This is a genomic window from Pasteurella sp. XG20 (assembly GCF_018968665.1).
Lineage (GTDB): Bacteria > Pseudomonadota > Gammaproteobacteria > Enterobacterales > Pasteurellaceae > Pasteurella > Pasteurella multocida.
Genome location: NZ_CP076656.1, coordinates 2212604 through 2224704, shown reverse-complemented (window position 1 = coordinate 2224704; position 12101 = coordinate 2212604). Strand labels below are relative to the sequence as shown.

Here is a 12101-nt window from a genome sequence, read left to right as displayed (position 1 = left end):
CTCCTCAGTGCTTATTGCTGTTGTTTGATAAACGTTTGCAGTTCGCCATAACTCACTGCACCGCCCGTTGCGGACATGGAGAATAAATTGAAGTACGCTAACCCGTGACCGAGTTTAAGTACCTCAACTAAAGGTAAGCCATGATGTAAACCATAAAGCACCCCTGTACAGAAAGCATCACCTGCCCCTAAGGTACTCACGATATTTTGTTTTTCTACCCAGTACGAAGGTATCGCAACCTGTTCACCTTGTTGATTCATTGCAACAGCCCATTTAGGCTCATGAATGATCACCGTATCACGCACGCCCAATACCATCATTTGCTCCGCCATGCGCTGTAACATAGTTTTGCTCGATGCGAATGCCTCTGAATTGGTCAACCATTTGGCTTCAATATCATTAATAATCACATAATCCACATAAGGCAAAATTGGTAGGATTTGTTGAGTAAAGATCTGTTTATTCGCTACGGAAACTAAATCAATGGAAATGAGAAAGCCTTTTTGTTGCAGACTGGTCAGCGTGTGTTTTAACACCTCTACATCAAGCAATTTAGGCAATAGCGGTAAATAAGCGATGTGGGCAATTTTCGCGGGATGATCAATTTGCAAAATATGTGCAGCTTGATATTCCGCCATTGCGCCAACGTAATGGAAAAACGTACGATCACCAGTCTGTGAATTGATCATCACATCAGTAAATGAGGTTGGTAGAGCTAACTGGACTACATTGTCAACATTAATATGATGCTGCTTAGCTTGTTGTAAAATCAACTGTCCTTCGCCATCTTGACCAATGGCACCGGCAAGAAAAAGCGGTAAATGTGGATCAAGTTTTGCCAAATTAAATAACACATTGGTACAACCGCCGCCACAATGGAGCTCCATGTTAGAAATCGTGGCTAACATGGACTCTTGTGGATAATCCGAAATCAGTAGGGCACGATCCACTAATAAATTACCGATGGCGAGAATGCCATTACGTTGTTGCATATAAATGCGCCTTATTAATGCTGTTAAAGATATTCATCTGTTCTGCAACCGTGTCAGAAATCGCCTGTTGCATACGGTTCATCATAATGAGGTAATAATGATATTTTGTTTCGAGATCGGCGTGTTGCATATCTTTTTCAAGTGACTGTAACGCCGCTTGTGACATGCCTGTAAAGAAATTAATTTTGCAAATGCCACGTTGAATCGTTTTGCGGAAATCGTCAGCGCTTAATCCCGAACCTCCGTGTAATACTAACGGGACAGAAACCGCTTGGTGAATTTGCGCCAGACGTTCAAAATCTAACTTAGGCACACCTTTATATTTACCATGGGTATTCCCAATCACAACAGCGAGGGCATCAATGCCTGTTTCGCGCACAAACTCCACAGCCTGTTCAACATTGGTATAAAGCGCCACATCAGCACAACTTTCTAACGCGCCATGTTCATCTCCCCCCACTGCACCAAGTTCACCTTCAACAGAAATGCCATAATTTTGACAAAGTTCGACAACTTTACGAGTTTGCGCAATATTTTCTGCGTAAGTAAGTGAGGAGCCATCAAACATAATGGAAGAAAAACCACATTTAATTGCACGCTCAACGGTGGAAAACGTCAATCCATGATCTAAATTTAAGCACACGGGAACGCCTGCTAACATAGCTTTTTTCTTGATATATTCAGCGGTGGATTCTAAATCAATATACGTTAAATGCACTTCAGCCACATTAATAATTACCGGTGACTGATTTTGTTGTGCTGCAGTAAACACTGCATCAATAAAATTTGAGTCAATCGCATTAAATGCCCCGACCGCAAATTGATGTTGATTTGCGACGGAAAGCATTGACTTTAAGTTCAATAATCCCATGTTATGCTCCTGCTAAATACTGAGGGTAATCACTACAAAGTAAATGAAGAGGGGGTTCATCTTCCTCAATGTGTGAAAAACGACCCAACGGTGCTAAAAAACGATTATCGGTTAAATCGTCATTTGCCATAGACACTTCCCCTGCTAATACCACACCATCCTCAGCCCAAAAGCTATGATACAAGAAAGGGGTTAAACAAATACTTTGTCCTGGTTTAAGTTTGACTAAACCACCTGCATTGACCGTGACCTGTTTGCCATCCACCGCCACTTGAATAGTCGATTTTTCATCTAACAAATCCGTTTGCTCATCACGTCGATACAAACGAATCACCAAGGTACCACCACCTCGATTAATAATATCTTCCATTTTTTTCCAATGATAATGCATCGGAGTGACTTGCCCCTCTTTTACCATCATAATTTTTTCCGCATAGGGTTTCTGATTAGTGGAGGATTGATTACGAATGGTAAATAACGTTAAACCATATTTCGCAAAATCATTCAAATTGAAATCCGTGACATCCCAACCAAGACGCGCATCTAATACTTCTTGTTGGCTTACTAAATCGGCGAGCTTCCAATCTGCCAAACGGTAATCTGCAAATTCGGGCAAATAAAAACAATGACGTTGCATCAATGCCTTAAATTCGCCTAATACTTGGTTAATTTCAGAACGTTTCATCGCTTATCCCCCTTAAAGAAACCCCATCAAAGTGCGGTCAATTTAACGAAATTTTATTTTTCCAGTGGCCATAGCCATGCCGCACCACGCACGCCACTGGAATCACCATGTAATGCTTTGCGAATAGGAGTATGGAACTCATGACCAAAAATATACTGTGGCATCAGCTTAGGCACATTGGTGTAAAGTCTATCAACATTACATACACCGCCTGCGAAGACAATCACATCAGGATCGAGCATATTGACATAAGAGGACAACGCTTTCGCCAAGCGACGTTCATAAGCTTGGAAGGATTGTTCGGCTAGCGCATCGCCTTGCTCAGCTAAAGCAAGAATCTCATCTCCTTTCAAACGTTTTCCCGAACGACGCTCATAATCATCACACAGCCCTGTGCCTGACACAAATTGTTCAATACAACCGTGTTTACCACAATAACATGGTGTTTGTTGCGCAACGGCTTTTTCTTCATCATCCATCCAAGGCAAAGGATTGTGTCCCCATTCTCCCCCGATACCGTTACCACCATGATGTGGTTTACCATGAATCACAATGCCTGAACCGCATCCTGTTCCTAAAATTAACGCCAACACGACCGCACTTCCTGCCCCTGCACCGTCTGTGGCTTCAGATACTGTCATGCAATTTGCGTCATTGGCAATACGGACTTCGCGACCCAATAAGCGACAAAGATCTTTGTCTAATGGTTGACCATTTAACCACACGGAATTAGCATTTTTCACTTTATGGCTAAACGGCGAAATCGTCCCCGGAATACCAATACCCACCGTACCTGTTTGTCCCGTTGCTTGTTCCGCATCATCTACCAGCCCTTTAATTGCAGCTAATGTTGCTTCATAAGACCCTCTTGGTGTAGGTACTCGTTTTCTGAATAACTCTTTGCCTTCATTAGAAAGGGCGATCACTTCAATTTTCGTGCCACCCAGATCGATACCAATACGCATAACTACCTCATCGTTTTAGATTTTGTTTATTGATGAATACTCTTTCTGTTAGAAATTATATATACTTAAAAAATAATCTATTTAAGGCATGGATATACAAATGCAACAAAATACTTCTCTTCTTGTCATTGATGATGATGTTCAAGTTTGTGAATTGCTTACCGATATTTTTGAGGAACATGGCTATACTGTTATGACGGCTCAAACCGGTCAGCAAGCGTTAGCTTTGTTGCAATCGACTCCGCACTTTTCATTAATTTTTCTTGATTTAATTCTGCCTGATGTAAATGGATTAATTCTCTTACAGCGTTTAAAAAGCCTGACCACTGCCCCTGTGATTATGTTAAGTGGGCTAGATTCTGAATCCGATATTGTTGTTGGCTTAGAAATGGGTGCTGATGACTACATCTCCAAACCCTTTTATCCTCGCGTGGTCGTTGCAAGAGCGAAAGTCGCGTTACGTCGCCATCAGCCACAACCTTTTTCAACTAGCGCCTCACATCAAGGTTTTACTTTTCATCATTGGGTGCTAGATACACAAAATCGGAAATTATATTCGCCACAAAAAGTGGATATTGAGCTGACGCAAGGAGAATACACCTTATTACACGCCTTAGTTTCTCATGCACAAAAAGTTCTTTCTCGTGAAAAGTTACTTGAACTGACACACACGGAAAGCTTAGAAATTTTTGACCGCACTGTCGATGTGCTCATTATGCGGTTACGTAAAAAAATTGAGCCTAACCCCAAGGCACCAACTTATATTCAAACTGTTCGCGGCATGGGTTATTTATTTGCCGTCGCGGTTGAGCGCTGTTAATGTCGCATGTTTAACCACAAATAATAAGCCCCCTCCCAAACTCAGGAGGGGGAATCAGGTAATTACTTCACAGTCCAACCTTTATAATCTTTAATGTTATCACGTGTAATTAAATGTACAGGAATTAACACGGGGTCTTTCGGTGCTGGTTTGCCTTGTAAAATATCGTAACCAATTTTCACCACTTCCGCTGCCATCACTTGTGGATCTTGTGCTGGTGTACCACGGAATAAGCTATCTGATAATTTCAAGGCTTCTTCACCATCTGGCGAGCCGTCCACACCCATAATGAAAAACTCATTACGTTGTGCTTGTTTTGCAGCTAAATCTGCACCAATCGCCGTTGGGTCATTGATGGCGAACACCGCATCAATTTTCGGATGTGCAATTAATAATGAAGTCATCACTTCTAAACCACCTTCACGGCTACCTTTCGCGTTTTGGTTATGTGATAACACTTTGATGTCAGCGTGTTTAGCAAATACATCTTGGCAACCTTGTACACGATCTTGTACCGCAGATACTGGTGGTCCATTGATGATCACCACATTACCTTTACCGTTGAGTTTTTCAACGATAGTTTGACAGGCAATTTCACCCGCTTGGTAGTTATTTGAAGTGACTGTTGCGTCCGCGCCATCCGCTGCAACGTCCACTGCCACCACCACAATACCGGCTTTACGTGCACGCTCTACGGCAGGTCCAATCCCTTTAGAATCCGCTGCGTTAAGGATAATCATGTCGGTTTTTGCCGCGATGAAGTTATCGATTTGTGCCACTTGTTGACCTAAATCGTAACCACTGGATACAGAAACAACGTTTACTTTGTCGCCAGCAAGCTCTTTTGCTTTTAACTCTGCCCCTTTCGCAATTTGTACGAAGAATGGGTTAGCGAGATCACCAACGGTCACACCGATCGATTTTAATTCTTTCGCTTGTGCAAAAGGTGCCATGGCTAACATTAAAGATACTGCTAATGTTTTTAATTTCATTATAACCTCTCCTATATTGGATGTTGTTTAAGCTGAACGGGTACGGTATTTGTCGATCAATACTGCCACGATGATTACCCCACCTTTAATAACGAGCTGCCAGAAATATGACACTCCCATTAAAGTCATACCATTATTTAAAGTCGCAATAATTAATGCACCGATGAGCGTCCCCGTAATGGTTCCGATACCGCCCACGAAACTCGTGCCACCTAAAATAACGGCTGCGATTGCATCAAGTTCATAGCCTACACCAAGATTACCATTGGCGCTATACAAACGCGATGCACTCATTACGCCGCCTAAGCCAGATAATAATCCGCTGGCAGCGTAAACGAAGATTAAGACTAAAGAGACTTTGATACCTGTTAAACGTGCGGCTTGCAAGTTACCCCCAACCGCATAAATATGGGTGCCTAACGTCGTGCGACGTAAAATAAACCAGCACACGGCAATCACGGCAAAGGCGATAATCACTAGCCAAGGTACCGAGCCAAGATAACCATTTCCTATCCAACTGAATGAGATTTTAGAGTTGATCACCGTTGTCCCATCGGCTACTAAATAGGCTGCGCCACGTAATGCAGTATATGTACCTAGCGTGACAATAAATGGAGGTAGACCTGCATACGCAACCAATAAACCATTAAATACCCCCATACCTAAACCCGCGAGTAACGCTAACGGGACCGCAAATTCTGCCAATGCGGGATTGAGCGAGGTAACCAGTCCAATCACCGCCGTCACCCCTAAAATCGAACCAACGGAAAGGTCAATCCCACCCGTTAAAATCACAAATGTCATCCCTGCGGCTAACACAATATTAATTGATGCCTGACGCGTAATATTCATCATATTGGCTTCGGTCATAAAGTTTGGTGCCACAAACGAAAATACGATCACAATTAAAATCAAGATGGGCAAAATCCCCATTGCCTGCATCGCATCTGCAATTGCCAGTTTTTTAAAACCCGGTTTAACCGGTTGTGTTGTTCCCATGGTTACTTCTCCTAACTGAGTTCTTTTTATATTTTCATTATGATTGTGCGCCACAAGCCAATGCCATGATACGCTCTTGATTAATGTTATCGCCTTCTAATTCACCCACAGTATAGCCCTCGCGCATGACATAAACGCGATCGCTCATACCCACAATTTCAGGCAACTCACTGGAAATCATTAAAATCGCGACCCCTTTTTTCGCCATTTCAATCATCATGCGATAAATTTCACTTTTCGCCCCGACATCCACACCGCGCGTTGGCTCGTCCATGATGAATAGCTTCGGTTCAATTGCCGCCCAGCGTGATAACAAGACTTTTTGTTGATTCCCACCGGATAAGCCACTGACATTGACATTCGCACTCGGCACACGCATTTTCAATCCTTCAATCGCCGCTTGCGTGGTTTGTTTGCCTTTACCTTGATCGATCACCAACATCGTGGCATCACGCTCTAAAGTCGCCATCGTGACATTTTTGAGAATATTGAGATCTAAAAACAAGCCTTCTTCTTTACGGTTTTCTGGCAATAATGCTACATGATGAGCGATCGCCTCTCGTGGTGAAGAAAAACTGATTTCACCGCCACTCAAATAGATTTTGCCTTTCGTTGCGCGTTTCACGCCGAAGAGTAAATGTGCGAGCTCAGAGCGTCCCGCGCCCACTAATCCGGACAATCCGACAATCTCACCAGCACGCACAACCAAAGAGGCATCTTTGAGTTTGTGTCCATCAGATAAGTTTTCTACCCGTAGAACCTCTTCCCCAACAGGCACTTTCTCTTTATTAAATAAGTCAGTTAACGGGCGTCCTACCATCATCTGTACGAGAGTAGCGGAATCCAAATTATCACGGGTTAGAGAACCGACATATTTACCATCGCGTAGCACGCTAACACGGTCAGCAAGCTCATAAATTTCTGCCATACGGTGGCTGATATAAATGATCGCCATGCCTTCATCACGTAATTTTTTCACTAAGGCAAACAGTCGTTCCGTTTCACGAGAAGACAACGCCGCAGTCGGCTCATCCATCACAAGAATGCGACTTTTTCGGTATAAGGCACGGGCAATTTCTACTTGTTGCTGTTCTGCGATCGTTAAAGATGAGACTTTTTGCGTGGCTAAAAACTGTGCGCCTAAACGATCAAGTACTTTCTGTGACTCTTCTGCCATAGTTTTACGATCGAGACCAAACAAGGTTTTAATCTCACAACCGAGAAAAATATTTTCTGCCACAGTTAAATTAGGTGAAAGGTGGATTTCTTGATAAATCAAGGTAATACCAGCTTTAATCGCATCTTTTGGCGAAGAAATAGAAAAGGGTTCTCCATCAATTAAAATTTCACCTGCAGAGGCGGTATATGCTCCAGCGAGAATTTTCATTAAGGTACTTTTACCCGCCCCATTTTCCCCCATTAAGGCATGGATTTCACCACGATAAATGGATAAGTCCACATCTTGTAGCGCATAAAAGGTACCAAAGCGCTTGGCAATACCTTTCATTTCTAACAGAGGGCGAGCAGGTGGTGTTGAATTAACGTGCTCCATCCGAAAAAATCCCTTGATAAAATAAACATAATCGCATTTAACCATAACAATATGAATGGAAAATGTTGAATCCCGTTCATAATTGTCATAATTGATAAGATTTTCTCAATCTGTGAAATTGATCACAAAACTTATTTTTACTCTTTGATTTAAATCAAAATTTTCCTCGTTCTACTTCGAATAAGGTATAGAAAGCTTGCTTTGTTTTCACTAAATTAAACGCGAACAAACCCGAGTATAACACTCAACTATTATTACTAAATCAAGGAAGAAAAAATGTTAGATCAACATACCCGCGATATTATCAAAGCAACAATTCCCGTTTTAGAACAATACGGAACGACGATTACACAAACCTTTTATCACAATATGTTTACTGCTCATCCAGAGCTTCTCGACGTGTTCAATAAAACCAACCAAAAACAAGGTCGCCAACCGATGGCACTTGCCAGTACTGTCCTGGCCGCTGCCAAACATATTGATAATCTAGAGGCTATTCTCCCTCATATCACTCAAATTGGACATAAACACCGTGCATTAGAAATCAAGCCGGAACATTATCCAATTGTGGGGGAAAATCTGTTAAAAGCGATTAAAGAAGTCTTAGGCGATGCCGCAACACCAGAGATTATAGACGCATGGGGTAAAGCCTATGGTGTGATTGCGGATGTGTTTATTCAGGTAGAACAAACCATGTATGATAAAGCAGCATGGGAGGGCTACCAACCGTTCAAAGTAGTCAATAAACGTGTTGTTTCTGATCAAGTCGTCGAATTTACCGTCAAACCTGATTTCTCATTACCCGACTTACAAGCAGGACAGTACATTACCGTACGCGTAAAACCAGAAGGGGAAGAAAATACCGCCTGGCGTCACTATTCCCTCTGCTCAATCAACACGACAGAAGGGTTAAAATTTGCTGTAAAACGCGAAGGCGTGGGGGAGTGTAAAGGCTTGGTTTCTCACTACTTGCATGACCATATCCAGATTGGCGATACCCTTGATTTAACTGCCCCAGCAGGGGATTTTGTACTAAAACAGGACGATAAGCCATTAGTTTTAATTAGCGGTGGCATTGGGATTACCCCCTTACTCGCAATGTTAGAACAACAAATCAATGTTGACCATCAACGTGAAATCCATTGGATACATTCTTGCCGGCATGCCGATAACCATGCTTTCAAAGATGAAGTAGAGAGCTTAATCAAACAAGCAGGAAATGCACAGCAACACCTCATTTATACTGCTGAGCAACCCCGTATTGATGCCACATTTATCACTCAGCATCTGCCAAAAGAGGCGAGCATCTATGTCTGTGGTTCCATTGGTTTTATGGAAGGCATCATTGCGCTCTTAAAACAGCAAGGTTGGTCAGAGAGTGATCTTCTTTTCGAACCCTTTGGTCCCAAAATGAGTGTGGTTACTGTTTAATCACATGCCAACGACCTACCTCCGTGTAGGTCGTTTTCTTTTCGAACAACCTTTTCATAATTATCCTGTATTTTTTCTTGATTCTCCGTACAATGTTTGATGTACCATTCAAGATGACAAATAAAGTGCGGTCCATTTATGAAACGTTTTTTTACCAGCGCCTTCTTGCCAAAACCCTACAGTGTTCGCTTTCGGCTCGTGATCTTTTTAATCACCGCCATTTTCCTGATTATTTTTATTAGTGGCACCGCCATTATTGGCTTAAATAGCACCTATAACGCCTTATCCAATCTGCGTGATAGTTCATTAAATCAGATGTTTTCCTCGATGACCCTAGGGGTAAAAACCGCACAAATTTCTACTTATGCAAAACGCCTTACTCAAACAACACGCGCGTTAGAGTATCAGGAAGAATCCAAGACCTTGGCACATCATGCTGAGCAATTACAAATGCTCTTAACTCAAGCGAAGCGGTCTACACCAGAGGACCAACGCTTTGCCAATATCATCTATCACATTGATTTACTTGGAAAGAGTGTACAGGACTTATTATTACAAACCCACCAACGTCATATCCTTAACACCACAATCATTAGTGAATTAAACCAAGGGTTGCTCCACATTCAGCATATTAAAAGACTGGAAAAAAATACCGCACTGCCAGAACAGATCCCTGCCACTTTTTTATCGCAGCTGAACCGTATGGAAAAATTAATTGAAGATGCCACCAAAAGTAATTTTTCGACGGGGATTTTTATCAGCATTGAGTCCAATTTTTTACTCTTTCCTGCAGTTGATTACTTAACCGACATTAACCAAGAACTGGATAAGCTCAAAGCCATTTTCCCACAGTTGATTGACAATGCTAAAGCCCTTGAAAAGATCAATTTACGCGTGCAATTCCTCACCTTCCAGATTGATGCTTTGGTGCAACAAATTAGCCAACAATATACACAATTGGCGAAAGAAAAAGTGGACAGCGTGGATATTGATTCAGAACAAATTCAACAACGATTATCCACACTTACTTTGTCTATTTTGCTCTTTTCGTTATTTACGATTTTATTGATTATTATCCTAGGACAATACATTTATTCCTTGATCGGCAAACGCTTATATTCTATTACTGATGCGTTAAAACGCTTATCACAAGGCGATAAAAACGTGACGGTACCGCAACAACAAACCCAAGATGAAATTGGCGATTTAGCACGGACCTTTGATATTTTTCACCAAAATGTGCTGACCTTAGAGCAAACTGACTCATTATTAAAAGAAAAGAGTGAATTATTAGAACACACGTTTTTAGCCATGCGCGATGGTCTCGCCATTTTTGACCAACAACTTAACTTAGTGTCTTACAACGCACAATTTAACACACTACTAGGTGACTTTTTTACGCACACCTCCCCATTAAGCTTACACACACTGGTGGATTACTTTAATCATAAACACGCTAAGGTAAGCGGCTGGGAACAACCAATTGATCTCGCCTTACTGAAACAAATTCGGCAAGCGGAAGATTTCCTTGAAATTGAATATTCACAGCAAGTACTGGAATGGCGGGTTAGTCCATTAAAAGATGGACTAGTCATCTTTTTAATTGATCGTACACAACGCAAAAAATTAGAAAACGAAATTGCACACAGTCAAAAAATGCGAGCCATCGGTCACCTCACCGGTGGAATTGCTCATGATTTCAATAACTTCTTAGCTGTGATTATTGGTAATTTGGATTTAATTGATCCGCATGGGCTTGATGAACGCCAAGTCAAACGTCTACAGCGTGCCTTGAAAGCGGCAGAAAAGAGTGCAACGCTGACACAACGCTTGTTAGCCTATGCACGAAAACAACCGTTACACCCTACAGTTTTAGATATTAATCAACTGGTGATTGAGTTTAATGATTTGATTAAACACACCATTCCCCCAACGATTAATGTGCAACTCGAATTGGGCGAATATTTGCCTTTAGTCTATATTGATAAAAACCAGCTCGAAACCGCTTTAGCGAATTTAATTGTCAATGCGAAAGATGCACTCAATCACGAAGGTAATATCATCATTCGCAGCACACAATTAACAGTACAACGCACTCATTGCCAAGAGGAGATGGTGCAACTCTCAATCATTGATGACGGTTGTGGGATGGATGAGCAAACACAAAAACGGGTATTTGAACCATTCTTCACCACCAAACAAAATGGGCGCGGAAGTGGCTTGGGCTTATCCATGGTCTATGGGTTTATCCGCCAGTCAAAAGGACGTGTACTGATTGAGTCCCAACCTGATCAAGGTACCGCTATTCATTTGCAATTGCCAATCGCACAACAAATACAAGATGTATCAGCGTTGACATCCCAACCTCGTCTGAGCTGTGATACAACATACCAGATTCTGGTAGTGGAAGATAAAGCCAGTGTACGCGAAACTCTGTCAGAACAATTACATGAAATGGGCTACCAACCCGTTTTATGTGAATCAGGTGAACAAGCCCTTGCCTTATTAGAACAAGGACTAACGATTGATTATTTACTCTCTGATATTATGTTATCCGGCAAATTAACCGGAGTAGATGTCGCAAAATGGGTAAAAACACACTTACCGCAAGTGAAGATCCTGTTGATGACAGGGCATACTGAGCAAAGAGAAAAAGCAGAACAATTCCCTGTCCTTGTCAAACCCTTTAAACAAGTAGAATTGCAGCAGAAACTCACTGCACTTTGAGTTATCAAGCATAAAAAAATCCACTTTCTTAACAAAAGTGGATTTTTCTTGCTCAAGAAAAAGGAAT

Annotated in this window: 10 protein-coding genes; 3 read left to right on the top strand and 7 right to left on the bottom strand. The window is 41.9% G+C overall.

What is annotated here, in order from left to right:
- Positions 1 to 11: 11 nt before the first annotated feature.
- The 4 genes from KPF51_RS10480 to mak are packed head-to-tail and all read right to left on the bottom strand — an operon-like array spanning position 12 to position 3513.
- Entirely contained in the window at positions 12 to 992 is a 981-nt protein-coding gene (locus KPF51_RS10480) for a carbohydrate kinase family protein (RefSeq protein WP_005723982.1), read from the bottom strand.
- On the bottom strand, positions 979 to 1863 hold the full coding sequence (locus tag KPF51_RS10475) for a ketose 1,6-bisphosphate aldolase (RefSeq protein ID WP_211599553.1): 885 nt from the start codon (positions 1861 to 1863) through the stop codon (positions 979 to 981). Before KPF51_RS10475 ends, KPF51_RS10480 begins: the two co-directional genes overlap by 14 nt.
- Position 1864: 1 nt before the next feature.
- A complete protein-coding gene (locus KPF51_RS10470) occupies positions 1865 to 2548 on the bottom strand; it encodes a D-lyxose/D-mannose family sugar isomerase (RefSeq protein WP_005723984.1) in 684 nt (227 codons plus the stop codon).
- Between the two features lie 53 nt (positions 2549 to 2601).
- A complete protein-coding gene (gene mak, locus KPF51_RS10465) occupies positions 2602 to 3513 on the bottom strand; it encodes a fructokinase (RefSeq protein WP_005717884.1) in 912 nt (303 codons plus the stop codon).
- A 100-nt stretch (positions 3514 to 3613) separates the two neighbouring features.
- Between mak and KPF51_RS10460 the strand changes: the two genes are divergently transcribed.
- Positions 3614 to 4333, top strand: coding sequence for a response regulator (locus KPF51_RS10460; RefSeq protein WP_005717885.1), 720 nt, complete (start codon positions 3614 to 3616; stop codon positions 4331 to 4333).
- Between the two features lie 62 nt (positions 4334 to 4395).
- Here KPF51_RS10460 and KPF51_RS10455 read toward each other — a convergent pair whose 3' ends face one another.
- Genes KPF51_RS10455 through KPF51_RS10445 form a run of 3 tightly spaced genes read right to left on the bottom strand, consistent with a single transcriptional unit; the run spans position 4396 to position 7876 of the window.
- Positions 4396 to 5325: an ABC transporter substrate-binding protein gene (locus tag KPF51_RS10455; RefSeq protein WP_211599554.1), complete on the bottom strand. Its 930-nt coding sequence runs from the start codon at positions 5323 to 5325 to the stop codon at positions 4396 to 4398.
- A gap of 27 nt (positions 5326 to 5352) precedes the next feature.
- On the bottom strand, positions 5353 to 6324 hold the full coding sequence (locus KPF51_RS10450) for a ribose ABC transporter permease (RefSeq protein ID WP_005723988.1): 972 nt from the start codon (positions 6322 to 6324) through the stop codon (positions 5353 to 5355).
- Positions 6325 to 6361: 37 nt separating this feature from the next.
- The gene (locus tag KPF51_RS10445; RefSeq protein WP_061406292.1) at positions 6362 to 7876 is read right to left on the bottom strand and encodes a sugar ABC transporter ATP-binding protein; all 1515 of its coding nucleotides are present in this window, start codon (positions 7874 to 7876) and stop codon (positions 6362 to 6364) included.
- Positions 7877 to 8152: 276 nt separating this feature from the next.
- On the opposite strand from KPF51_RS10445, the gene hmpA reads away from it, so the two are divergent.
- On the top strand, positions 8153 to 9307 hold the full coding sequence (gene hmpA, locus KPF51_RS10440; protein WP_061406293.1) for an NO-inducible flavohemoprotein: 1155 nt from the start codon (positions 8153 to 8155) through the stop codon (positions 9305 to 9307).
- A 138-nt stretch (positions 9308 to 9445) separates the two neighbouring features.
- Complete coding sequence (locus KPF51_RS10435; protein WP_211599555.1) at positions 9446 to 12034, top strand: ATP-binding protein; 2589 nt, start codon at positions 9446 to 9448, stop codon at positions 12032 to 12034.
- The last annotated feature ends 67 nt before the right edge of the window (positions 12035 to 12101 follow it).

Coding starts and splice junctions, on each gene's coding strand:
- KPF51_RS10480 (WP_005723982.1), bottom strand. CDS start 992: ATGCAACAACGTAATGGCATTCTCGCCATCGGTAATTTATTAGTGGAT.
- KPF51_RS10475 (WP_211599553.1), bottom strand. CDS start 1,863: ATGGGATTATTGAACTTAAAGTCAATGCTTTCCGTCGCAAATCAACAT.
- KPF51_RS10470 (WP_005723984.1), bottom strand. CDS start 2,548: ATGAAACGTTCTGAAATTAACCAAGTATTAGGCGAATTTAAGGCATTG.
- mak (WP_005717884.1), bottom strand. CDS start 3,513: ATGCGTATTGGTATCGATCTGGGTGGCACGAAAATTGAAGTGATCGCC.
- KPF51_RS10460 (WP_005717885.1), top strand. CDS start 3,614: ATGCAACAAAATACTTCTCTTCTTGTCATTGATGATGATGTTCAAGTT.
- KPF51_RS10455 (WP_211599554.1), bottom strand. CDS start 5,325: ATGAAATTAAAAACATTAGCAGTATCTTTAATGTTAGCCATGGCACCT.
- KPF51_RS10450 (WP_005723988.1), bottom strand. CDS start 6,324: ATGGGAACAACACAACCGGTTAAACCGGGTTTTAAAAAACTGGCAATT.
- KPF51_RS10445 (WP_061406292.1), bottom strand. CDS start 7,876: ATGGAGCACGTTAATTCAACACCACCTGCTCGCCCTCTGTTAGAAATG.
- hmpA (WP_061406293.1), top strand. CDS start 8,153: ATGTTAGATCAACATACCCGCGATATTATCAAAGCAACAATTCCCGTT.
- KPF51_RS10435 (WP_211599555.1), top strand. CDS start 9,446: ATGAAACGTTTTTTTACCAGCGCCTTCTTGCCAAAACCCTACAGTGTT.